This is a genomic window from Methylorubrum suomiense (assembly GCF_022179765.1).
Taxonomy (GTDB): domain Bacteria; phylum Pseudomonadota; class Alphaproteobacteria; order Rhizobiales; family Beijerinckiaceae; genus Methylobacterium; species Methylobacterium suomiense.
Window position 1 is genome coordinate 16,949 of the sequence record NZ_BPRE01000014.1, and the last position, 25,362, is coordinate 42,310.

A 25,362-nucleotide genomic window follows, 5' to 3' on the forward strand; every position below is an offset into this window, starting at 1 on the left:
CCCGTCGCACCGCGGCGCGCCTCCGCGCGGGAGCCGTCGTTCTATCTGAGCCGCGGCAGCATCACGGCGAGGAGCCCGATCAGGGGTAGATAGGCGCAGAGCGCGTAGACCTGCTCGATGCCGATGCGGTCGGCGAGTTCGCCGAGCAAAGCCGCGCCCAGGCCTCCCATGCCGAAGGCGAAGCCGAAGAATAATCCGCCCACGAGGCCGACCCGCCCCGGAAGCAGATCCTGCGCGTAGACGAGGATCGCCGGCATCGCCGAGGCGAGGATCAGGCCGATCGGCACCGAGAGCGCCACCGTCCAGAACAGGTTCACGTGCGGCAGCGCCAGGGTGAAGGGCAGCACGCCGAGAATCGAGACCCAGATCACCAGCTTGCGGCCGAAGCGGTCGCCGATGGGCCCGCCGAGCAGCGTACCCGCCGCCACCGATCCGAGGAACACGAACAGGTAGAGCTGCGACTGGGCGACCGGCACACCGAAGCGGTGGATCAGGTAGAACGTGTAGTAGGACGAGAAACTCGCGGTATAGAAGAACTTCGAGAAGATCAGAGCCAGCAGGATCGCGACGGTGGCGACGATCCGCGCCCGGGTCAGGCCCGCCGCGTCGGAACCGACGGTGACGCGCGGGGTTCGCGGCGCCGCCGCAAGCCTGCCGGCATACCAGCGGCCGACGGCCGAGAGCACGGCGATCCCCGACAAGGCGGCGAGGCCGAACCACGCGACGCTGCCCTGGCCGTGCGGCACCACCACGAAGGCCGCGAGCAGCGGACCGAGCGCGGTCCCGGCATTGCCGCCGACCTGGAACACCGATTGCGCCAATCCGTAGCGTCCGCCTGAGGCGAGCCGAGCGACCCGGCTCGCCTCCGGATGAAAGATCGCCGAGCCGAGCCCGATGAGCGCGGCAGCGGCGAGCAGCACCGCATAGGTCGGTGCCAGAGACAGCAGCCCCAGCCCCACCAGCGACACCGCCATTCCGGCAGCCAGCGAGAACGGCATCGGGTTTCGATCGGTCGAGAGGCCGATCGCGGGCTGGAGCAACGAGGCGGTCGCCTGGAACGCCAGGGTCAGCAGGCCGATCTGTCCGAAATCGAGATGAAAGCTCTGCTTCAGCAGCGGATAGATGGCGGGCAGCAGCGACTGTACGAGGTCGTTGAGCAGGTGGGACAGGCTGAGGCCCAACAGCACCGTCAGCGCCGGCCCGGTGGCCCGCACCGGCGTCCCATCGCCGCCGGACGGGACCGACCCGCCCTCAACCGCGCCGGCCTCCAAGGTCTCGGCCCGCATACCGGCTCTCATTCCGCTCTCCGTCCGACGTCCTGCGAGCCCCTTCGCCGGTTCCATGACAGCCCCACTGGGACCGGGCAATCGCCGTCTCGTTTCCGGCCCATCCGATCCGGTGCGCCGCTTGCTCGGAGTCGGTCGAGAATGGGCGGAACCACCGAAAGGTGTTCCGTTCTGAGACAAATCACTCTCCGGGCGGACGCCTTCGCGGTCGCCTCGGACAGCACAGCGCGAGACCGATGTTTCACGAGCGTCCTCCCCAGGTCTATCAGCGTCTTCCCCTCTCGCGGACGCGGCGCGCCGTCTGGACCGCGCTCCTGCCGCGGCGAGAGCGCATGGCCCTGCGGATCGGCATCTCGTCGGCCGTGCTGGCGGCCGATTTCCTGGCCATCATGGCGACCGGCTTTGGCGTCGATGCCGCCTACTACGCCTATAGCAACGACGGCGCCCTGATCCCGCTGGCGTTGAGCCGCAACGTTCAGACAGGCGCATTCCTGGCTCTGGTCATGTTGCTGACCAATCTCGTCCGCGACGAGTACAGCATCGAGAACTGTCTCTCCCGCGCACCGCACCTGCGCCGCACCGCCACCCTCTGGCTGATGGCCTGGGCGATCGCCCTCCTGATCGGCTTCGCGACCAAGACCTCGAACGACTTCTCGCGGGTCGCCTCCGCGGCCTTCTTCCTCGTCGGCCTGCCGGCCGCCCTGCTGGTGCGGGCCGGAATGGTCGCGCTGGTGCGCCGCCACGTGACGCCGGCCTCGGCCTCGGCGAACCGCATTCACCTGGTCGGCTACGAGGAGGATATCGCGGGCTTCTACGCCAGCAACGACGTGGACGCTTTGGGCCTGCGGGTCGTCGGCACGAGCTACCTGCGCCGCTTCGATCCCAATTCCGGCGCAGCCAGCGCCGAAGCGCTTCTCGACGAGGATCTCGACCTCGCCGTCTCGGTCGTGCGCTTCCTGCGGCCCGACGACGTGTTCGTGCTGGTGCCGTGGTCGCAGACTGCCGATATCGAGCGCTGCATCGATGCCTTCCTGCGCGTCCCGGCGGCCCTGCACCTGCGCCCCAGCGTGATGATGGACCGCTTCCCGGACCTTCAGGTCGCTCGGGTCGGCCGCCTGGCAGGCATCAATATCGGACGTCGGCCGCTCTCGGCGGGCGAGGTCATGCTCAAGCGTGCCTTCGACCTCGTGGTCAGCGGAACCGCTCTGGTGCTGCTCGCCCCGCTCTTCCTCGTCATCGCCATGCTAATCAAGCTCGACAGCCCCGGCCCGGTCTTCTTCCGGCAGCGGCGCCACGGCTTCAACCAGGAGGCCTTCGGCGTGTTCAAGTTCCGCAGCATGAAGGTTCAGGCCGATGCGCCGTTCCGGCAGGCCTCCCGTGACGACGACCGCATCACCCGTCTCGGCGCGCTCCTGCGCCGGACCAATATCGACGAGCTGCCCCAGCTCCTCAACGTTCTCCTCGGCGACATGTCGCTGGTGGGGCCGCGTCCCCACGCGCTCGCCCACGACCGCAGCTTCGAGCGGCGCATCGCGCTCTACGCGCGGCGCCACAACGTGAAACCCGGCATCACCGGTTGGGCCCAGGTCAATGGCTTTCGGGGCGAGACCCGCACCGACGCGGCGATGGAAGCCCGCGTCCAGGCCGACCTGCACTACATCGATAACTGGTCGATCTGGCTCGACATCACGATCATGATTCAGACGGTGATCTCGCCGCGCGCCTACCGTAACGCATTCTAAGGCGCATCCCGTCGAAGCGCACACCGGCTCGTCGCAAGAACGCGCGGCATGACCGAAGCGCGAGAAATGCGTCCCGGCCCGAGGAGGCCGGACGCAGCTTCGATGGCCATCGACGGGCCGATCACGCGGTGAGGCAAGACCGGGGGGCGTCGAGGCGCCCCCCGGAGAATCAACCCTCGCGGCGCCGGCGCTCGCGGCAGCTGCCGCACTCGCCCTCGACCTCCAAGATGCGGCTCGTCGGCGTGAACCCGGCCTGGGCCAGGGTCGCGTCCAAGGCGCTCTCGACCGCGGGTGCGGTCATCTCGTCGATGCCGCCGCAGCTGCGGCAGATCAGGAAGACGAGGCTCGCGCCGTCGCCGTGGTCGTGCTCACAAGAGACGAAGGCGTTGCGGCTCGAAATGCGGTGGACGAGTCCCTGCTCGGTCAGAAAGTCGAGGGCCCGGTAGACGGAGACCGCCGCGACCCGCCGCCCCTGCCCGCTCATCCGCTCGGCAATGTCGTAGGCCCCGAGCGGACGGCCCTCCGCCGCCACCACCGCCAGCACATCCCGCCGCAGCGGCGTGAACTGGAGGCCGCGCTCTTGGCACAATCGCTCGGCCCGCTCGGTCGCGCTCTCGGCGCAGCGGCCGCAGCCGTGCCGACCATCGGCCCCGTCGTGGTGGTGATCGTGACCGTGGTCCTGCTGCGCGTATGCGCGCATCCCGGCCTCCCCGTCCGGCCCGATTGAATTCGGGCCATGTTACAGTGTATCAGCCGCACCAAGATAGGCGTCCGCCCGTCATTGGGCAACGATGGCCCGCGTCGTTCGACACCTGCCCATCACCCCGATTTCTCCTTCGGAGATCCCATGAACCGTGCCGGCGGGACCGACCGTCTCCCGCGCCGCTCCCTGTTCCGCAGCGGGGCGTCCGCACGCCTCGCGGCGGCGCTGGCGCTGTCGGCGCTCCTGTGGGCCGTGATTCTGTGGGCGCAGACCGCGTGAGCCAGGGGGAGATCCGCTTCCGGGGCCTGACCCTGGGCTACGATCGGCACCCGGCCGTCCACCATCTCGACGGGGTGGTTCCCGCCGGTGATCTGCTGGCTCTGGTGGGGCCGAACGGGGCCGGCAAGTCGACCTTGCTCAAGGGTATCGTCGGCGAGGTGGCGGCCCTCGACGGCAGCATCGAGACGGGCACGCGGGCGATCGCCTACCTGCCCCAGGCCGCCGAGATCGACCGTACTTTCCCTGTCAGCGTGCTCGATCTGACCGCGATGGGCCTGTGGCGGCCGTTCGGCGCCTGGGCAAGCCTCTCGCGGCACCGGCAGAAGCTTCTCGACGCGCTCGCGGCGGTCGGTCTGACCGGCTTCGAGGATCGGCCGATCGGCACGCTGTCGGGTGGTCAGTTCCAGCGGGCGCTGTTCGCCCGGCTGATCCTGCAGGACTCGCGGTTGATCCTGCTCGACGAGCCCTTCACGGGAATCGACGAGCGCACCACCGCCGATCTGCTCGCCCTGATCCGTGGCTGGCATGGCGAAGGCCGCACCGTCGTCGCGGCCCTTCACGATCTGCATCAGGTGCGTGCGCATTTCCCCTCCACCCTGGTCCTCGCCCGCCGACCGATCGCCTGGGGGCCGACCCCGGAGGTGCTGTCGCCGCCCGTGCTGGCCCGCGCGCTCGCCCTGTCGGAGGCCTGGGACGAGGCCGCCGCGATCTGCCGCCACGAGGCGGGCCCGACCCATGACGGGAGGCACGCGCATGACCCATCCGGGCACGATCACCCGCCAGGGCATGGGCATGCCCATCATCACGCCCATGATCACTCCCATGCCGGCCACGGAGCCGCCCCGTGACGCTCACCGGCCTGTCGGACCTTCTCGTCGGCCCCTTCATCGAGTTCGGCTTTATGCGCCGGGCGCTCGCGGGCTGCCTCGCCCTGTCGCTGTCGGCGCCGCCGCTGGGCGTGTTCCTGATGCTGCGCCGGATGAGCCTGATGAGCGAGGCGATGAGCCACGCGATCCTGCCGGGCGCCGCCGCGGGCTTCCTCGTCGCCGGCCTGTCGCTCCCGGCGATGACGCTGGGCGGGTTGATCGCGGGCCTCGCCGTCGCGCTCGCCGCAGGCTTCGTCACCCGCTCGACGGTCCTGAAGGAGGATGCGAGCCTCGCGGGCTTCTACCTGATCTCGCTCGCGGGCGGGGTGTTCCTCGTCTCGCTGCGGGGCTCGCAGATCGACCTGCTGCACATCCTGTTCGGTACCGTGCTGGCGCTGGACGACGACGCCCTGACGCTGCTCGGCGGAATCGCCAGCCTGACCCTGCTGGCGCTGGCCGCCCTCTACCGACCGCTCGTCATCGAATGCGTCGATCCGCTGTTCCTGCGCACGGTCGGGCGCGTCGGAGGGCCGGTGCATTCGGCCTTTCTGGCGCTCGTCGTCATCAATCTCGTTGGCGGGTTCCAGGCCCTCGGCACACTGCTCGCCGTCGGCCTGATGCTACTTCCGGCCATCGCCGCACGGTTCTGGGCGGCGGATCTCTCCGGACTAATTCCCGTGTCGATGCTGATCTCGATGCTGGCGAGCGTAGCGGGCCTGCTCGTCTCCTATCATGCCGGTATCCGGCTCCCGACCGGACCGGCGATCGTGCTGGCGGCGGGCGCGCTCTACCTGTTCTCGATGCTGGTGGGCCCTCGCGGTGGACTCCTGCACCGACTCGTCCGGCGCCGCCATCTGGAGGCGTGAAGTCCTCTCGCAATCCGGCAGCGATCACCGCCGCTCCCGCGGGTACAGGCTCTACAGAGCGATGGCTGTATTCCCGGAGCCGATCCTCCGGGACGGAGGCCCTACGAGGCGAGGCCCGGGATCGCTTGGCTGAGCCAGCTCAGCGCGCTCATGACGCTGGCGAACAGGGTGTAGACGAAGCCGATCGAGATGCCGACGCCGAGCCCGCCGATGGCGAGGCCGACCACGACGACGAGACCGTCGCGCTCCACCAGTCCCAGGCCGATCAGGGAGACCGCGAGGCCGAGCGGGATCTGACCGAAGAACGGCGGCGCCACGATCAGGGCAAGGGCCAGGGCCAGGATCAGCACGCCCATGCCGCGCATGCCGATGGCGGTCTCGAACACGCTCATGCGCGGCTTCGACCAGCGCTCCAGGCGCCGGAGCAGCGGAACCGCGCGGGTCACGGCCTTGGCCACGGTCTCGCGGGCGACCGATTGGCCGAGAACCCGCCGCGGCAGCCAAGGCGAGGACATGCCGGCCACGATCTGCACGGCGATCAGCAACAGGAGCAGGCCGCAGACCAGCGGGATCGGCGGCGGCATCGGCAGGCAATTGGGAAGACCGAGCAGCACCACGAGCAGCGCGAAGGCGCGGTCGCGCAGCACGGCGATGATGTCGCCGACGGTCAGTCGCTCGCTCTCCTGGCTCGCCAGCAGGGTGAGAACATCGGAGGTGCGGGCAGCGGAGGTCAAACCGGCTCGGCCGTTGGCTTCGGACAGGCGCGGCTCTAGCCCAAGCCGGGGATTCCGCCAAGCGGTTCGGGTGCGCGCGCCGCGCACGGCGTGCGGAGGATCACCCGCGCTGGAATCTGCCCGGATCCCTCTTCTTGAGGTTTAATACTTGCCGCATCAATATACCTAGAGATAAAAACGGAACCAATATCAATAAAAGAACGTTAATTTTCTGGCACATCTAGAGATTGTGACGCACATTCGATCGTCGACCGTGGACATGTGCGACGAAAGATGACGAGCGGCACCGCCCGAGAGTGGGGATCGCGAGGCGACGGCCGCATGGCGACGGTCCGCCGGGATGAGGTCAGGCTCAAACGTCGGTTGCGGATGCGTCTTGCCCCGTTGCGCGCGTCGATCGCCATGGCGACGCTCACTTGGAGTGCGGCCCTTGCGGACGACACGACCCGGCACACGGTCCTGTTCAACAGTCTCGAAGCTGGGCACTCGGCCTTCTCGACCAGCGGCGTCAAGCTCGCCGTCGACCGCTTCGACCGGGACGGCTTCGTGGCTCTGGTGAGCATCGGCACCGGCGGCAGGCTCGAAGGCGGAGGCCGCCTTCCGGTCCTGGCAAGGGCGAGCGCTCTGGGCGCGGCTCTGGGTGGCTACCAGTTCGTACGGCGCTGGGGCGTGGCGACCCTGCTCGCGGGGCCGGAATTGTCTTTCGAGGTGCTGGCCGGACTGGACGGCACGCAACCCCTGCCGCTGCGCAAAGGTCTGCGCCTGCACGGCGAGATCTGGGCACGCCCGACCGAAGCGACACTGGCGACGGCAAGCGTGATCGTGGGTTCGGCCCGGGGCGCTGCCTGGGCTCGGCTCTCCTGGGGCCTGTCCCTGTTCGGCGCTTATTTCGGCCCGGAGGTCATCGGTGCGATCGACCGGACCGGCTATCGCAAGTGGGGTCTCGGGTTGCACGCGACCGATCTTGCGCTCGGCCCATCCCGCTTCCGCCTCTCCGCGGGCTGCCAGTTCGAGGGGTCGGCACAGGAACCTCTCCGTCCCGGCCCGTATGTCGCGTTGGCGATCTGGAATCCGTTGTGAGCGGACGATCAGTTCCGACCTGAATGGTCCGCTTCAGGCCGACGCTCCAGCGAATCGAGAAAGCGCGTCGCGTCCGCCGCGATCTCCGCCCGGCGCTTGGGCCCGAACCGCTCGAGGGTTCGGTAGGGCATGGCCATGCGGGGATTGCCCGAGAGTCGCTCGGCATTCTCGATCAGGAAGTTCCAGTAGAGGTAGTTGAACGGGCACGCCTTGGGGCCGGCCTTGAGCTTCACGTCGTAATGGCAGGCGCCGCAATAATCCGACATCCGGTCGATATAGGCGCCGGAGGCGGCGTAGGGCTTCGAGCCGAGAAGCCCGCCATCGGCCCACAGCACCATGCCGTGGACATTGGGCAGTTCCACCCATTCGTAGGCGTCGGCGTAGACGACGAGATACCATTCCTCGACCTGCCGGGGCTCGATGCCAGCGATGAGCGCGAAATTGCCCAGCACCATCAGCCGCTGGATGTGGTGAGCATAGGCGTGGTCGCGGGTCTGGCCGATGCAGGCCTTGAGACAGGCCAGCTCGGTCTCACCCGACCAGTAGAACCACGGCAGGTCGCGCTCGGCCGAGAGGGCGTTGGAACGCGCGTAATCCGGCATGCGCGCCCAGTAGACGCCGCGCACGTATTCGCGCCAACCGAGGATCTGACGGATGAAACCCTCGGCGCAATTCAGCGGCACGCCGCCTTCGCGATAGGTCCGCTCTGCGGCGGCGCAGACCTCCTCTGCATCGAGCAGACCCGCATTCAGCATCGGCGAGATCAGCGCATGGTAGAGGAACGGTGCGTCTCCCCGCATCGCGTCCTGATAATCGCCGAAGCGCGGCAGTCCTTCGGCGAGGAAGCGGGCCAGCACCTGGAGCGCATCCTGGCGGGTGACGGGCCAAGCGAACCCGTCGAGGCGGCCGAAATGGTCGCCGAAGGCACTTTCTACTAGTTCGATCACCTCCCGGGTGATGGCGTCGGGCGGGAAGCTCAGCCGCTCGGGCGGCTCCAGCGATTTCGGTAGGGCCTTGCGATTCTCGGCGTCGAAGTTCCAGCGTCCGCCCTCGGGCTCGCCGCCCTCCATCAGCAAGCCGGTCCGCTTGCGCATGTCGCGGTAGAAGGTCTCCATCCGCAGGCTCTTGCGACCCTCGGCCCAGGCCTCGAAGCGGGCCCGCGAGCAGAGGAAGCGATTGTCCTCGCGGATCTCCAGCGGGAGGCTCTCCCGCCAATCCTGCATCATTTCCCAGACGCGCCATTCGCCGGGCTCGGTGACGACGACCCGCTCCGGAGCATGGCGCGCATAGGCCCGCTCCAATTCGCCGCCGAAAGAGCCGGTATTGGCAGGATCGTCCAGGCGGACGTAATCGACCGTGACGCCCTCCGCCTCGAGGTCACGGGCAAAGTGGCGCATCGCCGAGAACAGGAAGGCGATCTTCTGCTTGTGATGGCGGACATAGGTCGCCTCGTCCCGAACCTCGACCAGCAGGACGATGTCGGTCTCGGGATCGAGATCGGAGAGCGTCGCGATGCGGCGGTGAAGCTGGTCGCCGAGCAGCAAGCGCAGGGTCTTCACCGCCGCCTCCCTCAGCCCTTTGTGCGCAGGCGGGAGCGCCCGCCATCGACGCCGATCACCTGGCCGGTGACGTAGCCGGCCTGCGGGCTCACGAGGAAGGCCGCGAGTTCGGCTACGTCTTCCGGCTCGCCGAGACGCTGGAGGGCGTGCATGCCGGCGATGCCCGAGGCCAAAGCCTCGTTGCGGGTGATGGCCTCGGCCAAGGGCGTTCGCGTCAGCGAGGGCGCCACCACATTGATCCGGATCGCGGGAGCCAGTTCGGCGGCCAGCGAAAGCGCGAGACCCTCGACAGCGCCCTTGGCCATGGCGACGGAGGCATGGTTCGAGAACCCTTGCGCCGCAGCGACCGTGGAGAACAGCACGATACCGGCGCTCCCCTCCCCCGCCCCGGCCTTGAGGGCACGCGCGGCGGCCTGCACCGCGAGGAAGGCGCCGAGTGCGTTAATGCGGAAATCCGTCTCGATCCGCTCCGGCGAGAGCTTGGCCAGCGGCGCGAGTTGGATCGTGCCCACCGCGTAGACGAGGCCACCGAGACGATCCCCCGCTTCCTCGGAAACGCGGGCGAACAGGGCCGGATCGGTCACGTCGCCGACGGTGAAGCCGGTCTCGCCGAGCTCGGCGGCCTTCTGCTCCAGACGCCCGGCGTCGCGGCCGACGAGGTGGAGCGGCACGCCGCGCGCCCGCAGCAGCCGGGCCGTGGCGCCGCCGATGCCGCCCGTCCCCCCATAGATCACGACGCGATCCATCTCGAGCCCACCTTTCCGGCTTCACCTCTGTCCCGGATCGGCTAGCTAAGGTCCGGCGGCCCGCCGAGGAGTTGGGCCCGCTCGTCCGTCCCCGTCGCCTAAGGTCGCAGGCGCGGCGGCGGACCGCGACCACGCATGCAAGGGTTGGCGAGGCCAGAGATGAAATTCGCCTTTGCCGGGATCGACTTCCTCGGCACCGTCTTCGACGGATTGGTCGAGGCCGGATGGACGCCGGTCAAGCTGTTCACCCGGCCCTGCGATCCGGTTTACGACCACAACGACGTGGTCGTGGCCGAGGCCCGACGTCACCGCATTCCGATCCAGCTGTCGCGCATCCTGCCCGACGACATCGAACGCCTTGCCAAGGAGCACGGGCGCGACATCACGCTCGTCGTGGCGGGCTATCCCTGGCTGATCCGCGGCTGGCACGGTCGCCTGCGTTACGCCTTGAACATCCACCCCTCGCCGCTACCGACGGGGCGGGGGCCTTACCCGCTGTTCCGGGCGGTCCTCGACCGCTACGAGACCTGGGGCGTCACGGCCCACGTGCTCGCCGAACAGGGGTTCGACACCGGCGATATCCTGGCCCAGGACCTGTTCGCGCTCGATCCGCGGGAAAGTCACGAGACCCTGCTGATCAAGTGCCGGTTGGCCGCCCGGCGCCTCGCGGCCGGGCCGATCGGCCGTGAACTGGCCGATCGCTGGCGCCGGCCCGAGCCGCAGGGTGACGGGTCGTACTGGCAGCGGGTGAACGATGCGGACCGCACCCTCGATTTTCGCCAGGACGTTGACACGGTCCTGCGCCGGGTCCGCGCCTTCGGCCGGATCGAGACCATTGCCCGGCTCGGCGACAACCGGGTCTACGTGGCCGAGGCCGAGGGCTGGCGCGAGGCGCACCGCCACGCACCGGGCACGGTGATCCATCGCCACCGCCGCCAAGTCGTCATCGCCGCGAGGGACGGCTACGTGCTGCTCACCCGCTGGAGCCCAGTGCCCCTGGGCGAGGTGCCCCAGATCGGGCGGTGACGCGTGCGACCGAGCGCCGGTGATCTGCGACGATATCGGCCCCGAGGCGGAGAGGCGTGGCGCCCTACCTCCGCGCGAGCCGGCTGAACTCGAAAGACCGAATGGCCGGAACTGGCCGCGTCATGCGATCCGAAGGTTGACCCCATGCCGCCCATGCGCCGCAAAGGCGATCTCCCGCAAAAGATCTGTGCGCAGTGCGGGCGCCCCTTCGCGTGGCGCAAGAAGTGGGAGCGGGTCTGGGACGAGGTCCGTTACTGCTCCGACCGATGCCGATCCGAAGCCAAGCGCAAGGACCCGTCGCGCAATCTGGCTGGAAGCGGGACCGACCGTTGAGGTCGGCCATTCCTTCAAACGAGGCAGAGGCCGCGAAACGCCGCCTCAGCGACGACGGAACTGCTGACCACCGCGCTGCGGCGGGCGGGGACCGGTCGGACCGCGCTCGTCCTTATGGCGGAAGACCAAGCGCCCCTTCTCGAGGTCGTAGGGCGACATCTCGACAGTGACGCGGTCTCCGGCCAGGGTCTTGATGCGGTTCTTCTTCATCTTGCCGGCCGTGTAGGCCACGATCTCGTGCCCCTGGTCCAGCTGAACCCGGTAGCGCGCATCCGGCAGGATTTCGACGACCAAGCCGTCGAACTGCATCAGTTCCTCTTTCGCCATGCACTTGTCTCCGGCCGGGCCGCCTGCACGGGCGCACCGGCAAATCGATAAAAGGGTATCGTGCAGAACGCGCAGCCCTACGGGTCCGATCCGCCGAGCGCGGTGACTCGGAGGTGGCACGCGGCGCGGCCGGGCGTCAGGTGCCGCTCGCGAAATGCCCGATGAGGCAGGTCGTCGTCCCGGCATCGGCCGGGGCGGCGGGCGTTTCGCGAAAGGCACCAGTCCTGCGACTTAAGCGTCGAAGGGCCTTCGCGCAAGAATATGCGGCGCCGCATGACGGCTTATCGCCAGCGGAAAGCGCGTCACAGCGGATTTCACAGCCTCAGGGCGCGGTTTCGGTGCCCGCATAGTCGATCCGGCCATCGGAGAGCTTTCGCCACGTCGCCACCGCGAAGGGCGGCCGGACGAGATCGCCGCGGGCGTCGAAAGCGACCTCGCCGAGGACGCTGCGCGTCGTGGCTCCGCCGTGGAGATAGGTCGCGACCTTGGCCGGATCGGTCGAGCGCGCACCCTCCGCCCCCTGCCGGATCACCTCGAAGGCGGCGTAAGCGGCGCCCGCGAACAGGTCGGCCTCCGGCGTGCGCGGCGTGCGTGCGCCGCCCCTGGATTCGGGCAGGCGCGGTGGCGCGGGCGCCAGGGTCATGAGCGTCCCCTCCGCCGCAGCGCCGGCCACCTGCGCGAAATCCTTGTCGAGGAGGCCATCGCTGCCGATCAGCGTCGCGTTGAGGCCCGCTTCGCGCATCGCTCGGATCAGAAGGGCCGCCGGGGCTTGGAGACCGCCGAAATAGACCGCTTCGATCCCCAGAGCCCGCAGCTTGGCGACGAGGCCCGCCACCTCGCGATCCTCCCGCGACACCCCCTCGAACAACCGCTCGCGACCGCCGCCCGCTTTCAACGCCCGGGCGGCTTCGTCGGCGAGCGAGCGGCCGAAGCTCGTCTTGTCGTGGACGATGGCCACCGGCCGATCACGGAAGCGCTGCGCGAGCAGCGTACCGCCGATAAGACCCTGCTGCGCATCGCTGCCGGCCAACCGGAACAGCAGGCTCGCACCCCGACGGGTCAACGGTGCCCAGGTCGCTCCGGGGGTGATGGAGACGATGCCGGTCTCCTCATAGATTGGGCTCGCCGCAGCCGCGGCCCCGGAATTGAGATGGCCGACGACGAAGCGCACATTGGCGCCGGCAAGCTTTCGGGCCGCGGCGACGGCCTGTTTCGGGTCGCCCGCATCGTCCTGCACGACGAGTTGGATCTTCTGGCCGAGCACGCCACCCGCGCGGTTGATCTCGGACACGGCCTGTTCGGCTCCGAGCCGCGCGCCCTGCCCGAACCCCGCATCGGGGCCGGAGAGCGGCAGCGCCAGTCCGATCCGCAGAGGTTCGGCGGCCTGCGCGCCTCCCATGAGGGCCAGCAGGGCGAGCGCCGGCCATGCGATCCGTCCCATCGTCACAGCGGCGTTCCATCCTCAAGCAGCGCAGCGTCCTTGATAAGGCCCGGCGACGTCCTGGCAAACAGGGGGCATGGGGATCGGGAGCGGGACCGGAACCCCGCCGCATTGCGGAACGGACGCGGGCCCCTACCTCTCGGGAACGGGACGCCCGGGGGCGAGCGGATCCGCTTGCGCATTGTCCGACGAGGGGGATGCCGGTTCGTCGGAAGAATGCGCGTCGAAACACTGATTGAGCGGCGTGATCCGACCCGACGTGGCGGGGCGCGGCTCTGAGCCCGGGACACCACCATGCTCTCCACCGAGGACGATATCCTGCGCGCCGCCGAGGCGTGGCGGCACGAGGGCCGCAGCGTCGCCCTTGCCACGGTCATCGAGACCTGGGGCTCGGCCCCCCGGCCGGTCGGCAGCCATCTTCTCATCGACGCGGATGGGCTTTTCCTCGGGTCGGTCTCCGGCGGCTGCGTCGAGGGTGACGTCATCACCGAAGCGCTCGACGTGATCGGCGACGGCCGACCGCGCACGCTCGAATTCGGCGTGGCCGACGAGACGGCGTGGCGGGTCGGCCTTTCCTGCGGCGGCCGCATCCGCATCTTCGTCGAACGGGTCGATTGAGGTCTCCCCATGCGCCTCGACACTCTGACGGCCCTCAATGCGGAGCGCGCTGCGCGCCGTCCGGTCCTGCTCGTCACCGATCCGGCGGACGGACGCCAGCGCCTCGTGCGCGATCATGAGATCGACGCCGATCCGCTCGCGCCCTTTCTGCGCGAGTGCCTCGCGAGCGGGCGCAGCGGCTTGATCGCGGACGCGGAGGGGCGCTCCCTGTTCATCGCCGTCCACGCGCCGCCGGTGCGGGTCGTCGCGGTGGGGGCGGTGCACATCACCCAGGCCTTGGTCCCGATCGCGGCCCAGCTCGGGCTCGACCTCACCGTGATCGACCCACGCACGGCCTTCGCGGCGCCGGAACGGTTTCCCGGCGTCCGGCTCATCGCCGAATGGCCCGACATGGCCTTGGAGGCGGTCGGGCTCGATGCCTACACGGCGTTGCTGGCCCTCACCCACGATCCGAAGATCGACGACCCGGCGCTCATCACCGCTTTGCGGGCGCGATGCGCCTATGTCGGTGCCCTCGGCTCGCGCAAGACCCATGCGCGCCGCGTCGAGCGATTGAGACAAGCCGGCTTCGACGAGGACACGATCGCTCGCATCCACGCGCCAATCGGGCTCGATATCGGTGCCGTCTCCCCCGCCGAGATCGCCCTTGCCATCCTGGCTCAGCTCGTCGCGACCCTGCGGCAAGGCCGGATCGCCGCGCGGGCGGGAGCCTGATCCATGCGCTTCGGACCGGTCGCCACGCGCGACAGCGCGGGACTGATCGCGGCCCATACGGTGCGCGCGGAAGGCGCGACCCTGCGCAAGGGCCGGCCGATTCCAGCGGAAGAGGCGCGCCTCCTCGCCGAAGCGGGCATGGGGCAGATCGTGGCCGTGCGGCTCGATCCGGACGATGTCGGCGAGGACGAGGCCGCCGCCCGCTTGGCGCACCATCTCGCGGGCGCTGGTCTCACGCCGGAGCCGGCCTTCACCGGCCGCTGCAACCTCGTGGCCACGGCGGCGGGCGTGCTTCTGGTCGATCCGGCCGGGATCGACGCCGTCAATCTCGTCGACGAGGCGATCACGGTGGCGACCCTGCCGGCCTATCGACCGGTGGCGGCGGGCGAGATGGTCGCCACCATCAAGATCATCCCCTACGCGGTAGCGGGCGCGAGCCTGGAACGGGCGCTGGACGCGGCGCCGCACCCCCCTCTCCGGCTCGCGCCCTATCATCGGCGCCGGATCGGCGTCGTCTCGACTTTACTGCCGGGGCTCAAACCCACCACCATTGCCAAGACCCTGCGGGTGCTCGCCGACAGACTCGCGCCGGCGGGTGCCGGCATCGTGGCGGAGACACGGGTTCCCCATGCGGCCGGCGCCGTCGCCGAAGCGCTCTCACGCTTGGCGGCCGAAGGCTGCGACCTTGCGGTGGTGTTCGGCGCTTCCGCCATCGCCGACCGCCGCGACGTGATCCCGGCGGGACTCGAGGCGGCGGGGGGCCGGGTCGAGCAGTTCGGCATGCCGGTCGATCCGGGCAACCTGCTTCTGCTCGGCACGCTCGGAGACATGCCCGTGATCGGTGCGCCGGGCTGCGCCCGCTCGCCCAAGGAGAATGGATTCGATTTCGTCCTGCACCGTCTGCTGGCCGGATTGTCCGTGACGCGGGCCGACATCGTGCGGATGGGCGTCGGCGGGTTGCTCGGCGAGATTCCGCTCCGTGGCCAGCCGAGGGCGGCGGCGCATGAATCCTGATCCACGCGTCGGCGCGGTGATCCTCGCCGCCGGACTCGGGAGCCGGTTCGGTCCGCAACCGAAGATGCTGGCCCACTTCGCCGGCAAAGCGATGGTGCGGCACGCGGCGGACGCTGCCCTGGCCTCTTTGGCAAGGCCGGTCGTGGTCGTCCTGGGCGCCCACGCGACCGAGATTCGAGCCTCGCTCGCCGGTCTCGATTTGATCCTCGTCGAAAACCCCGATTTTGCCGTCGGGCTCTCGACATCGCTGAGGGCCGGGCTGGCCGCCCTCCCGCCGAGCACCGAGGCCGCGCTGGTGCTTCTGGGTGACATGCCGCGCATCGAGGCGGCCCATCTCGACGACCTGATCGCGGCGTATCGAAGAGCCGATCCGCGCCCGAGCGCGGTGGTGCCGGTGCATGGCCACCGTCGCGGCAATCCGGTGCTCCTCGACCTGACCTTGCTGGCGGACGATCTCGCCGGCCTTACGGGCGACCGCGGCGCGGGCCTGATCCTGAGCGGGCGGAACGACGTGCTGGAAATTCCGGGCACCCCGGCCACTGCCTTCGATGTCGACGAGCCAGGTCGATTATCGGCGCAAACTTAGCTTTCGGCGACGCCGGAACAGCGACCGCCAAAGAGCATGGGATTCGTTCACCGATCCGGGGTGAGCGGAAGGACCAACTCGGATCGGATGAGCTGCATCGAGCACTCAGCCCGGTCTTCGGTTCACCGGGCCGAGGAGGCTACGGACCCCGGCTTACTCGACGACGATTTCGCCCTTCATGGCGATCGAGTGCGGGGTGCAGATATACTTGTAGGTGCCGGCATCGTTGAATTGCAGGGCGTAGGTCTCGTTCTGGCTCAACATCGGCCCCTGGGCCTTGTCCCAGCCCTTGGCGGGTCCGCCCCGGAGCTGCACGTTATGGGCAACCTCGTCGATGTTCTTCCACCGCACGATGGTACCCCGCTTCACCTTCACGGTGGTGGGGGCATACAGCATGTCCTTGATGTCGATCTCGGTGATCGATCCGCTCGCGGCGGAGGGGTTAGCTACGATCTCGACCGGATCGGCGTGGGCAACCGCCACGGGAAGAACGGCCAGACACGCGGCCAAAACATATGCTCGCATTTTACTTTACAGCTCCCTAGACACTCGTAGATTTACCACGTCTGTGCTTCACAGGCCTCCGAATGAAAACTCCTCAGAGGACCGCTTTGGTCTTCACGTGCTCGACCTCGAACATCATTTTGAACATTACTGATGAATTTGCAGAGCAGTACAATCGCTACCAATAGGCACGGAAGGGCAGTCATCACATCAAGTGCGAAGAATATGTCAATCCAAGACACCTCAAAACGCAAAACAATGCCCTCGCTTGGGATCAGGCGGCCAGAATAGCGAGAGCGAGAGAAAGATCAAACATTATCTTTATTACTTATACTTATTTTAAACTCGCTACAAGCCCATCATACGGGATTTTTTGTATTTCTAAATCTATAATATTTGCATTACCGAACTTACACAGGAAACGTAACTGGAGCAACGCCTACGCGGTTCTGCAGAGGACTGACCCAAATCGCGCATCGATTTAAGCGTAAAAATCTTATCAAATTACGTTCAATATATTTCGCCATTTAAACACGCAATACTAAAGCACGTTCAGCGAAGCGTTGAGCCTAATGCGAATAATTGAAATTTTGGACGCACGAGAAAAGAAGACAATGCGGCCCATGAAGCGGCCGAGCGGGATCAGAGCCAAGCCCCAAAAACCACAAGCAGCAGGTGCGATTGCGAAACTCGGAGGACGCCCTCCACAAACGTCGATTCGATGCGGATGCCTCGCGATCGAAATCGCGAGGCATGGCAACGAAGTCATCCGGCGAGCCCCACCCCAGGCGATTACCGGACGCAGGCGCGCGAAATCTCGTCGCAAACGACAGATTGGTGGGATGATCGCTGCTATCCGATGCCTTCCTTCGCCAGCCGGGCCCAGGGCAGCAGCGCACCGTCAAGATCGACCTTCAATGACGACAGACCCGTCGCCCCTTAAGACGGAAGGCAGAACAACAAGCCTCTCTTAAAATCAACAAACCTTCTGATCGATCACCTGGACTGCGATCGCATGTCCAGTCAAAGAGGTCGATGTGCCGCCGATAAAAAGCTTTGTGAAGACGGGCAGGAAGGGCAAGTATGTCGTTGAGATTATGACAACGATGGCAATATCACCATCACCAAGCACACTCTTGGCGCTCGTCATGATTTCACTGTCGAGATAAGTGCCGTTCCCAGCGCAGACGCGAATCCCACCATCGATCTTATTGATTTGCATAATCGTCAACTCCAACGATGAGAATCGGATCAGCACATTCGCTTTGCGGGCCCTGTAATCCTTCATGAAATCTTTCACGCACCCGTCACGACCGGACGGACACGAAACGATGGCTGTTGCGATCTGGGTCGTCGATCGCTCGATCTCGCGATTGAGGCCAGATATATTTGAGAGATCGAAACCCGCTGCGGCGATCATCATCAGCAAGACCATCAGGAACGCGAACTCGATAGTCACGCTTCCGTTTTGATCGTCGCGCAAACGACGCGGAATTCGAAGAAGCCTCTGCATGTCACGGCCTCCGAAAAACGACGGATGCATTGGCCCACCCCTGGGGCAAGGCGGGGAAAATGCGCGGCGTCGGTATGGCGGCCCGCAAAATCATCACATTCATCGATTGACCGACCGTGAAGATCCGTCCCGTCACCTCTGTTTTCGCGGTCGGGACTTCCGACAAGGGCAACATCTCGACCAACAGCTGCTCCACACAGGTGGACTTCTTGATAAAGGGGATCTTGTCGCAAACTTCGCTCTTGTAGCCGGATTGATCCCCTGAGAGGATCAGGGCCGGCGGCGTCGCGGCCGTATCGAACAGAGTATTACTCAAGATCGACTGGACATATTGGTGCAAGGCAATCTGCAAACACATCATGATGATGGCAATCAGCGGCCACAGCACCATGGCGAATTCGACCGTTGTCGCCGCACGCACATCGTGCGTGAAACGTCGAACTGTATGGCGAGAAAAGACGAGAGTCGGCATCACTCAGGTCGCCGGACAGAAATTTTCGCAGATCCGGAGATTGTCGATCAATCCGCCATATGTATCCTCCCGGCCTGCGGCGCGCCACGTGAAGAGATACTCACCAGCGGTCGAGATGGTTACATTGATGACACGTTCCGTCCACTCGTTCGATAGGACGCAAACGTCGATAAGATCATCAACATTATATTTTATTTTCTGTTCGTCTTTTGTATTGTCAAATTTACTGAAATATATCTCGATACGATTAGTTTGCCCATCCTTCGTGTAATAGGCGACATCCTTGTCTTTCGCCCCGCAGATGACCTTGTTTCCGAGCGAGGAATCCCCCCTACGAGAAACGTACCAGTAGCGAATTTGATACGTTCCGGGCCTTGCATTCACTTTATGAGATAGCGTGGAATTCGATCTGCAACTCTGATTGCCTTTGTTCGTTGGCGTCTTACAGTCGCTATCGAGTTCAGCGAAGTAGGAACCGAACAACACCCTGCTCACAGCGATCGCTCGCTGACTATCGATCTCGACACCGGCGCCTTCAGTGGTCCAGCCATTCCACGAATTCTTGTTGTTGTAGCCCCCGAAAACACCCCAGCCTGATCCGGTTGCGGCGACATCGTGGTTTCCTTCGAAAGATTCGCGAAAGACGACGGCGGGCTTATTCGGATCGAGGGGGAGTTTGTCGGCCGGCATGACCGCGCAATCTTGAGACGCGGAAAAACTCAGACTGTTCGTTCCGAGAAGCCGCGCGAAGACCAACGGCATCGTCCGCTGAGCTTCCACATGAACGTTGGAGTCCGTATTCACGGTCGTTGGCAGATCACCATCCAAAATATTCTTTGCCTTGAAGTTTCTCGCTGCAATGCTCGCAACTTCGCTGGGGTATGTTGAAATCTTGATGCCATTATTTATATCATCATACTTCCTTTTGTTGACATAAAGTGCTGCCTGCTTGCACGACAGCTCGACGGCGCTCGCGAGTTGCTGCCGGAAGGTCACGGCGCGCGTGAGTTCGATCGCTCCACCGGTGCCGATGAGTATGGCCGGCAGCACCAGGGCCACGACGACGACGACCGTCCCACCTTCGTCCTTCCGGAACATGCAACCCTCGCCTCTCTATCAAAAGATAGGTTTAGGCTCCGGTTGCTAACATATTTTAAAAATCAGCCGCGCGAGCGGGTTAACGTGCGTCGCTCAGATGCCCGAACTTGACTTCGGAACCGTAGCGTTAATGCTTCCTGACCCGTTGTTTGAGCAAGCGTCATCGCTGCATTGATCTGAGGGCCAATTGGCACTTGCCCTCCATTGATGAGACGTGTTCGCGCCATTCACTGCGCGCAACCAACGCCGGATGCGGAGCTAGCAGTGTTCGAGAGGCCCACGGGGCGCCGAGACCCCTGCCATGGTTCGAGGACGCGGTTCGTTCGTCCCGAGCCGGGTCACGCGGCCCGCACCGAGCGCGTTCCGAACGAAGCGCGACGCTCCCGGTCAGGCGGTTCCGGCGCCGTCAGCGCCCGAACCGCTCGAATTTCGGGAAGCTCCGGCTCATCAGGGTGCCGGCCTCCGCGCGGTGGCCGATCCACTTCTCCAGCATCGCGGCGTTGGCGATCTTCGCTTGGCCCGATCCGTCGCGCCACGGCAGGCCCTCGGCCAGGGAGAAGACGCAGGCATCGGCGAGCCGGCTCATGCGGCAGCGCTGCAGCCGTACGCCCTTGCCGCGGGCGAGTTCGGTGAGTTCCGAGGCTGGGAAGATCAGCATCAGCTTGTCGGAGGAGCAGACGGCGACGTGGTCGCCCTCTGCCGGCACCAGCAGGACGGCCTTCGCGCCCTCGTCCAATCCCAGGATCGCCTTGCCCTTCCGGGTGTTGGCGACCAGCGCGTCGGAGGGCGCGATGAAGCCGCGCCCATCCGAGCCCGCCACCAGCAGCTTGCTTTCCGGCTTGTAGGGGAGCGCCGCGACGATCTCGGTGCCGTCGTCGAGATCGACCATCAGCCGCACCGGATCGCCGAAGCCGCGCCCGCCCGGCAGCTTCGACGCCTCGATGGTGAAGACCTTGCCGTTCGAGGCGAGCAGCAGGATCTTCTGCGTCGTCTCGCTGGGGAAGGAGACCTTCAACGTGTCGTCGCCCTTGAAGGCGACGCCGGAGAGATCGGCGACATGGCCCTTGAGCGCGCGGATCCAGCCCTTCTCGGACAGGATCACGGTGATCGGCTCGCGCTCAACCATGGCGGCGGTGAAATCGATGCCGGCCGTGTCCGGCGGGTTTTCCAGCGTGGTGCGGCGGCGGCCCAGCTTGGTGTCCGGCCCGAACGTCTTTTTCACCGCGCGGATCTGCTTGGTGATTTCGGTCCATTGCAGCTTCTCGGACGCCAGCAGCGCCTCAATGCCTTCCTTCTCGGCGCTCAGCGCCTCGAACTCGCGCTTGAGTTCCATCTCCTCCAGCTTGCGCAAGCTGCGGAGGCGGGTGTCCAGGATGGCGTTGGCCTGCACTTCCGTCAGTTCGAACCGGGCCATCAGCGCGGCCTTCGGCTCATCCTCCTCGCGGATGATGCGGATCACCTCATCGAGATCGAGATAGACGATGAGCAGGCCGCCGAGGATTTCGAGGCGCCGGTCGATCTGGCCGAGGCGGTAGGTCGAGCGCCGCTGCAGCACGACGCGGCGGTGATCGACCCATTCGCGCAGACACTCGGCGAGCCCGATCACGCGGGGGACGACACCGCCGACGAGGACGTTGAGATTGAGCGGGACCCGCGCCTCCAGCTCCGAGAGCCGGAACAGCGATTCCATCAGCATCACCGGATCGACCGAGCGCGAGCGCGGCTCCAGCACCACGCGAACATCCTCCGCGGATTCGTCGCGCACATCGGCGAGCAGCGGTAGCTTCTTCTCCTGCAGGAGATCGGCCAGCTTCTCGATGAGCCGGGCCTTCGGCACGCCGTAGGGGATTTCGGTGACGACGATGTTCCAGGTGCCGCGGCCCAGATCCTCCTTGGCCCAGCGGGCGCGCACGCGGAAACCGCCGCGGCCGGTGCGATAGGCCTCGCGGATCGTCTCCGGGCTGTCGATCAGGATGCCGCCGGTGGGGAAATCCGGGCCCTGCACGAAGGAGCAGAGCTGCTCGGATGTCGCCTCGCGATTCTGGATCAGGTAGAGCGCCGCGTCGCAGAGTTCGGCCGCGTTGTGGGGCGGGATCGAGGTCGCCATGCCGACGGCGATGCCCTGCGAGCCGTTGGCCAGCAGGTTCGGGAAGGCCGCCGGCAGGACGACGGGCTCGTCCTTCTCGCCGTTATAGGACGGCCGGAAATCGACGGTGTCCTCGTCGATCCCGTCGAGCAGGAGGCGGGCGACTTCCGTGAGCCGCGCCTCGGTGTAGCGGTAGGCGGCGGGACCGTCGCCGTCGATATTGCCGAAATTGCCCTGACCGTCGACCAGCGGATAGCGCTGGGCGAAATCCTGGCTGAGGCGCACCAGCGCGTCGTAGATCGCCTGATCGCCGTGGGGGTGGAAGTCACCCATCACGTCGCCGACGATCTTCGCGCATTTCTTGAAGGCTGCGGTCGGGTTCAGCCGCAGCAGGTTCATGCCGTGCAGAATGCGCCGATGCACCGGCTTCAGGCCGTCGCGGGCATCCGGCAGCGCGCGCTGCATGATCGTGGAGAGCGCGTAGGCGTAGTAACGCTCTTCCAGCGCCGTCTTCAGTTCGACGCTCTCGATGCCGTCGCCCGGCGGCGGCAGGACGGGCTGGCCCATCGTTCACTCCAAAACCTGTCGGACCGGACGGCGGTTACGCCGTCCGTCCCCGCGACGGCGGCGATCGATCGCCGGACCCATCGCAGTGCAAAGGGAATCAGCAGGAACATAACACGAACATCGTCACCCCTGGCCAGTGCCATGTGCGACGAATCGTGCCCGCTCCTCCGGCGGCGCCAGCGCCCGCGGGCGCCAGACGTGCTGATCGAGGAAATACCCCGTCAAGGTAAACCCCTCCCGAACGTCGTGGGCATCGGGCGTGCGCCAGCCGCTGCCGGGCTGGTTGCGGTCGCGCAGGAAGGGCGGCAGCGCCAGCAAGCGGTCGCGATACGGCTCCCCGGCCGAGGCACTGACGGCGCGCCCGCTCTTGGGCGAGACGTAGACCAGGGCATCGTTGGCTCCCGTGGCGGCACAATGCGACAGGTCGAGCCCGAATCCGAGACCGGCCAGCACCGCGAGCTCGAACCGCACCATCAGGGCGGGAGCGATCTCGGTCTCGTCGAGATGCTCGATCAGCACCTGGGCCGCCGCGTAGAGGTCGGGGTGGGGATCGCGCTCCGGCAGCAGGCGCAGCAGCGCGCAGAGATGGCCGATGCCGTAGAGCGCCAGCCCCGAGCCCATCAGCCGCGAAGCGGCGGGTCGCAGCGGCTCGATCGTGTAGGCGCCGAGCGACCCGTCGAGCCGCGCCCGCCAGGTCGCCCGCACGGTGTTGCCGGGTTGGAGCACCGGCTGCATCCGCCGCGAGCGCCCCCCATGGACAAGGCCGAGATGCCGCCCACGCTCCGGCGTCATCAGTTCGAGCACGACCGACGTCTCGCCGTGCCTGCGCAGGCCCAGCACGAGGCCCTCGTCGATCCATTGCATGAGGAGAAGATAGGGATTTTCTCGCGCCTTGGGATGGTGTGCGTCGTCATCCCGGGGCCGCGCAGCGGGAACCGGGACCCATCCGTGACAGGCGTCGGACGCTCCATGTCGCAGCCCGTCGTCGATCACGGTTCGCTTGCGGCGCCCGGAATGGCGGCCGATGGATTGCACCGCCAGGGATGTTTCCCGTCCTGATAGAAATGGCTACGCTTCGCCCCGACGGGGAGATTCGGCGATGCGCAGCGGCGGTAGGGTATGGGGCGCGGCTTGGCTCGCCGCCGGTCTTGGTGCCTGCACCACGGCCACCCCAACGCCCCCTCCGCTCAGCGCATCCCCCGGCACGTTGCGCGAGCGCATCGCCGCGCTGGCCCTGAGGCAGGTCGAATTCGGCTCGGTCTCGCTGCTGCCCGTGCGGCTGGAGCATAGCCGGCTGGCCGGCCCATTCGAGGATGGCGGGCGGCGGCTCTACTGCATCAAGAGCCGCATGTTCGGCCGGACCTTCGGCAAGCCGGAACGGCCGAAGCTGGTTTTGCGCGACGATAACGGCGCGCTCAGCGTGCTGCGCGACGAGGACGAGGTGTGCGAGGGGCACCGCAGCGAGCCGTTTCCGGAATTGGACACGGCGGCATAGGGCTCAACGTCGCTCTCACCCATTCCGCTCTGCCTGAGCCGAGCAGCCGAAGGCGGAGCCTCGAAGGTGGGCTCCAGGGATCGCGCGATAGGCCCGAACCCTCCTTCGAGGCCGCTGAGGCAGTGCCTCAGGATGAGGAGGATGGGCGGCAGCGAGGGTTGCGCTGTGCCTCTCGGAATGGTCCGCTCCCGGCCCATGCCACCCCGCTCGCTCGCCCTCTCCCTCGACCTCATCACCCGCGCCCATCCGGAGAAAGTCGCGGACGACCCGACCGCCCTCGCCCTCCTCAGCGACGAGGACATGGCGCCCGACCTCGCCGCGATGCTGGCGCGACGGCTCTCGCCCGAGGGCGGGTTGTGGGTCTTCGCCTACGGCTCGCTGTTATGGAGCCCGGAATTCGTCTTCACGGAGAAACGCGTCGGCGCGGTGCGAGGCTGGCACCGGCGGTTCTGCCTGTTGCAGCATCGGTTCCGCGGCACACCCGAGCGGCCGGGCCTCGTGCTGGCGCTGGAGCGCGGCGGCCTGTGCCGGGGCGTCGCGTTCCGGCTCGACGAGGCCGACCCGCATGCCACCCTGATGCCGGTCTGGCGCCGCGAGATGAAGGGAAAGGGCTACGAGGCCCGTTGGGTGATGGTCGCGACCGAGGAGGGGCCGCTGTCGGCGCTCACCTTCGTGGCGAACCGCCGGAGCGCACGCTATACGGGCCGCCTTCCGGACGAAGCCTTGGCGGACATGATCGCGGCGGCCTGCGGCAATCTCGGGCCGAGCGCCGAATATCTGTTTCGCACGACGCAGGCCTGCGCCGAGCTCGGCATCCGCGACCGGCACCTCTGGATCCTGCAAAAGCTCGTTGCCGAGCGATTGCACCGGCGGGCCGCGGACGGCCCGCCGGTATGAGGGCCTACGGCCCGTCGATCATTGCCCGTCGATGCGCGCGCCGAGCAGCGCGATCGCGCGCTGATACACGCCGGCCGCGTTCCAGCCTTGGATGGCAGCGAAGTTCGGCTCGCCGGGCTGGTAGCCCGCGCCGCGCTGCCAGCCATGGCCCTTGAGGAAGTTCGCAGTGGAGTTCAGCGCGACCGGGGCGCTGTCGAGGCTACCGCCCACGCCGTAGGTCAGGACGTTCTTCGGCAGGAACTGGGTGTGGCCGACCTCACCGTGGGCAGCGCCGCGGGTGGACGGTGTGATGACGCCGGCATCGACGAGCTTGAGCGCGGCGTAGAGCTGGTCGGTGAAGAATTCCGAGCGGCGACAATCGTAGGCCAGCGTCGCCACCGCCGAGAGCGTGTTGACGTTGCCCTTCACGGCACCGAAGCCGGTCTCCATGCCCCAGATCGCGATCAGCGGGCCGGGGGGCACGCCGTAGCGCTGCTCGATCGAGGCGAAGAGCGCCGCGTTCTGTGCTTTGAGGGCGCGCCCGCGCGAGACGATGGTGTTGCCGCCGCGCTTGGCCAGGAACTGGTCGAGGGACAGCTTGAAGCTCTTCTGGCCACGATCGGCCGAGATCGTCGCCGTGGAGTAGGAAGTGCCCTCGAGCGCCTGAAGGCTCGCCGCGCTCGCCCGGCCGCGGGCCTCGGCGGCGAACTGGTCCTTCCAGGCCTCGAACCCGGCGGCAGAGTTGCCGCATTGCGCGGCCTGCGCCCCGCCGGCGAGGGCTGTCAGCCCGGCCGCCACGAGCATCCTGAACCCGCGTCTGGTCATCAACGT

Annotated in this window: 27 protein-coding genes; 13 read left to right on the top strand and 14 right to left on the bottom strand. The window is 66.8% G+C overall.

The window, feature by feature from the left end; all coding sequences use genetic code 11:
- Positions 1 to 41: 41 nt before the first annotated feature.
- Entirely contained in the window at positions 42 to 1,286 is a 1,245-nt protein-coding gene (locus MFF26_RS19585; RefSeq protein ID WP_373324506.1) for an MFS transporter, read from the bottom strand.
- A 236-nt stretch (positions 1,287 to 1,522) separates the two neighbouring features.
- On the opposite strand from MFF26_RS19585, the gene MFF26_RS19590 reads away from it, so the two are divergent.
- The gene (locus MFF26_RS19590; protein WP_137828720.1) at positions 1,523 to 3,028 is read left to right on the top strand and encodes an undecaprenyl-phosphate glucose phosphotransferase; all 1,506 of its coding nucleotides are present in this window, start codon (positions 1,523 to 1,525) and stop codon (positions 3,026 to 3,028) included.
- Between the two features lie 169 nt (positions 3,029 to 3,197).
- Here MFF26_RS19590 and MFF26_RS19595 read toward each other — a convergent pair whose 3' ends face one another.
- Positions 3,198 to 3,728, bottom strand: coding sequence for a Fur family transcriptional regulator (locus MFF26_RS19595; protein ID WP_137828721.1), 531 nt, complete (start codon positions 3,726 to 3,728; stop codon positions 3,198 to 3,200).
- A gap of 147 nt (positions 3,729 to 3,875) precedes the next feature.
- On the opposite strand from MFF26_RS19595, the gene MFF26_RS26520 reads away from it, so the two are divergent.
- Genes MFF26_RS26520 through MFF26_RS19605 form a run of 3 tightly spaced genes read left to right on the top strand, consistent with a single transcriptional unit; the run spans position 3,876 to position 5,742 of the window.
- Positions 3,876 to 4,010: a hypothetical protein gene (locus tag MFF26_RS26520; protein ID WP_281405163.1), complete on the top strand. Its 135-nt coding sequence runs from the start codon at positions 3,876 to 3,878 to the stop codon at positions 4,008 to 4,010.
- Positions 4,007 to 4,858, top strand: a complete 852-nt coding sequence (locus tag MFF26_RS19600) for a metal ABC transporter ATP-binding protein (RefSeq protein ID WP_238308434.1) — start codon at positions 4,007 to 4,009, stop codon at positions 4,856 to 4,858. Before MFF26_RS26520 ends, MFF26_RS19600 begins: the two co-directional genes overlap by 4 nt.
- Positions 4,859 to 4,911: 53 nt before the next feature.
- Positions 4,912 to 5,742, top strand: coding sequence for a metal ABC transporter permease (locus MFF26_RS19605; RefSeq protein WP_137828807.1), 831 nt, complete (start codon positions 4,912 to 4,914; stop codon positions 5,740 to 5,742).
- A gap of 101 nt (positions 5,743 to 5,843) precedes the next feature.
- Here MFF26_RS19605 and MFF26_RS19610 read toward each other — a convergent pair whose 3' ends face one another.
- Positions 5,844 to 6,476: an exopolysaccharide biosynthesis protein gene (locus MFF26_RS19610; RefSeq protein ID WP_281405164.1), complete on the bottom strand. Its 633-nt coding sequence runs from the start codon at positions 6,474 to 6,476 to the stop codon at positions 5,844 to 5,846.
- 384 nt (positions 6,477 to 6,860) lie between these two features.
- Here MFF26_RS19610 and bcsS point away from each other — a divergent pair, with 384 nt between their 5' ends.
- Positions 6,861 to 7,556, top strand: coding sequence for a cellulose biosynthesis protein BcsS (gene bcsS / locus MFF26_RS19615; protein ID WP_238308435.1), 696 nt, complete (start codon positions 6,861 to 6,863; stop codon positions 7,554 to 7,556).
- A gap of 8 nt (positions 7,557 to 7,564) precedes the next feature.
- Here bcsS and MFF26_RS19620 read toward each other — a convergent pair whose 3' ends face one another.
- Together MFF26_RS19620 and MFF26_RS19625 are read right to left on the bottom strand one after the other, a co-directional pair.
- On the bottom strand, positions 7,565 to 9,115 hold the full coding sequence (locus MFF26_RS19620; protein ID WP_137828724.1) for a cryptochrome/photolyase family protein: 1,551 nt from the start codon (positions 9,113 to 9,115) through the stop codon (positions 7,565 to 7,567).
- A gap of 11 nt (positions 9,116 to 9,126) precedes the next feature.
- Positions 9,127 to 9,861, bottom strand: a complete 735-nt coding sequence (locus MFF26_RS19625; RefSeq protein WP_137828725.1) for an SDR family NAD(P)-dependent oxidoreductase — start codon at positions 9,859 to 9,861, stop codon at positions 9,127 to 9,129.
- 159 nt (positions 9,862 to 10,020) lie between these two features.
- Here MFF26_RS19625 and MFF26_RS19630 point away from each other — a divergent pair, with 159 nt between their 5' ends.
- Positions 10,021 to 10,887, top strand: coding sequence for a methionyl-tRNA formyltransferase (locus MFF26_RS19630; RefSeq protein WP_137828726.1), 867 nt, complete (start codon positions 10,021 to 10,023; stop codon positions 10,885 to 10,887).
- Positions 10,888 to 11,031: 144 nt separating this feature from the next.
- Entirely contained in the window at positions 11,032 to 11,220 is a 189-nt protein-coding gene (locus MFF26_RS19635; protein WP_171015437.1) for a DUF2256 domain-containing protein, read from the top strand.
- A 45-nt stretch (positions 11,221 to 11,265) separates the two neighbouring features.
- On the opposite strand, the gene infA is transcribed toward MFF26_RS19635, so the two are convergent.
- Positions 11,266 to 11,547 carry a translation initiation factor IF-1 gene (gene infA / locus MFF26_RS19640; RefSeq protein WP_056239380.1) on the bottom strand — a complete coding sequence of 94 codons (282 nt, stop codon included), beginning with the start codon at positions 11,545 to 11,547 and terminating at the stop codon, positions 11,266 to 11,268.
- Between the two features lie 322 nt (positions 11,548 to 11,869).
- Positions 11,870 to 12,988 carry a branched-chain amino acid ABC transporter substrate-binding protein gene (locus MFF26_RS19645; RefSeq protein WP_137828727.1) on the bottom strand — a complete coding sequence of 373 codons (1,119 nt, stop codon included), beginning with the start codon at positions 12,986 to 12,988 and terminating at the stop codon, positions 11,870 to 11,872.
- A 294-nt stretch (positions 12,989 to 13,282) separates the two neighbouring features.
- On the opposite strand from MFF26_RS19645, the gene MFF26_RS19650 reads away from it, so the two are divergent.
- The 4 genes from MFF26_RS19650 to MFF26_RS19665 are packed head-to-tail and all read left to right on the top strand — an operon-like array spanning position 13,283 to position 15,920.
- Positions 13,283 to 13,606 (top strand): XdhC family protein, encoded by a 324-nt coding sequence (locus MFF26_RS19650; protein WP_137828728.1) that lies wholly within the window; start codon positions 13,283 to 13,285, stop codon positions 13,604 to 13,606.
- Between the two features lie 9 nt (positions 13,607 to 13,615).
- Positions 13,616 to 14,320 (top strand): XdhC family protein, encoded by a 705-nt coding sequence (locus tag MFF26_RS19655; RefSeq protein WP_137828729.1) that lies wholly within the window; start codon positions 13,616 to 13,618, stop codon positions 14,318 to 14,320.
- A gap of 3 nt (positions 14,321 to 14,323) precedes the next feature.
- A complete protein-coding gene (locus tag MFF26_RS19660; protein WP_137828730.1) occupies positions 14,324 to 15,334 on the top strand; it encodes a molybdopterin-binding protein in 1,011 nt (336 codons plus the stop codon).
- Positions 15,324 to 15,920: a nucleotidyltransferase family protein gene (locus MFF26_RS19665; RefSeq protein ID WP_137828731.1), complete on the top strand. Its 597-nt coding sequence runs from the start codon at positions 15,324 to 15,326 to the stop codon at positions 15,918 to 15,920. Before MFF26_RS19660 ends, MFF26_RS19665 begins: the two co-directional genes overlap by 11 nt.
- Positions 15,921 to 16,073: 153 nt before the next feature.
- Here MFF26_RS19665 and MFF26_RS19670 read toward each other — a convergent pair whose 3' ends face one another.
- From MFF26_RS19670 to recO, 6 genes are all read right to left on the bottom strand, one after another.
- Positions 16,074 to 16,403 (bottom strand): plastocyanin/azurin family copper-binding protein, encoded by a 330-nt coding sequence (locus MFF26_RS19670; RefSeq protein ID WP_171015438.1) that lies wholly within the window; start codon positions 16,401 to 16,403, stop codon positions 16,074 to 16,076.
- Positions 16,404 to 17,400: 997 nt separating this feature from the next.
- The gene (locus MFF26_RS19675) at positions 17,401 to 17,937 is read right to left on the bottom strand and encodes a TadE/TadG family type IV pilus assembly protein (RefSeq protein ID WP_137828733.1); all 537 of its coding nucleotides are present in this window, start codon (positions 17,935 to 17,937) and stop codon (positions 17,401 to 17,403) included.
- Position 17,938: 1 nt separating this feature from the next.
- Positions 17,939 to 18,409 carry a TadE/TadG family type IV pilus assembly protein gene (locus MFF26_RS19680; protein WP_137828734.1) on the bottom strand — a complete coding sequence of 157 codons (471 nt, stop codon included), beginning with the start codon at positions 18,407 to 18,409 and terminating at the stop codon, positions 17,939 to 17,941.
- Positions 18,410 to 18,412: 3 nt separating this feature from the next.
- On the bottom strand, positions 18,413 to 19,507 hold the full coding sequence (locus tag MFF26_RS19685; RefSeq protein WP_137828735.1) for a hypothetical protein: 1,095 nt from the start codon (positions 19,505 to 19,507) through the stop codon (positions 18,413 to 18,415).
- 406 nt (positions 19,508 to 19,913) lie between these two features.
- Positions 19,914 to 22,160: a DNA topoisomerase IV subunit A gene (gene parC / locus MFF26_RS19690; RefSeq protein ID WP_137828736.1), complete on the bottom strand. Its 2,247-nt coding sequence runs from the start codon at positions 22,158 to 22,160 to the stop codon at positions 19,914 to 19,916.
- 123 nt (positions 22,161 to 22,283) lie between these two features.
- Positions 22,284 to 23,024, bottom strand: coding sequence for a DNA repair protein RecO (gene recO, locus MFF26_RS19695; protein WP_137828737.1), 741 nt, complete (start codon positions 23,022 to 23,024; stop codon positions 22,284 to 22,286).
- Between the two features lie 235 nt (positions 23,025 to 23,259).
- Here recO and MFF26_RS19700 point away from each other — a divergent pair, with 235 nt between their 5' ends.
- Both MFF26_RS19700 and MFF26_RS19705 read left to right on the top strand, forming a co-directional pair.
- Positions 23,260 to 23,655, top strand: coding sequence for a hypothetical protein (locus MFF26_RS19700; protein WP_137828738.1), 396 nt, complete (start codon positions 23,260 to 23,262; stop codon positions 23,653 to 23,655).
- A gap of 195 nt (positions 23,656 to 23,850) precedes the next feature.
- The gene (locus MFF26_RS19705) at positions 23,851 to 24,552 is read left to right on the top strand and encodes a gamma-glutamylcyclotransferase (protein WP_137828739.1); all 702 of its coding nucleotides are present in this window, start codon (positions 23,851 to 23,853) and stop codon (positions 24,550 to 24,552) included.
- An 18-nt stretch (positions 24,553 to 24,570) separates the two neighbouring features.
- On the opposite strand, the gene MFF26_RS19710 is transcribed toward MFF26_RS19705, so the two are convergent.
- Positions 24,571 to 25,356, bottom strand: coding sequence for a lytic murein transglycosylase (locus MFF26_RS19710; protein WP_137828740.1), 786 nt, complete (start codon positions 25,354 to 25,356; stop codon positions 24,571 to 24,573).
- Positions 25,357 to 25,362: the final 6 nt, after the last annotated feature.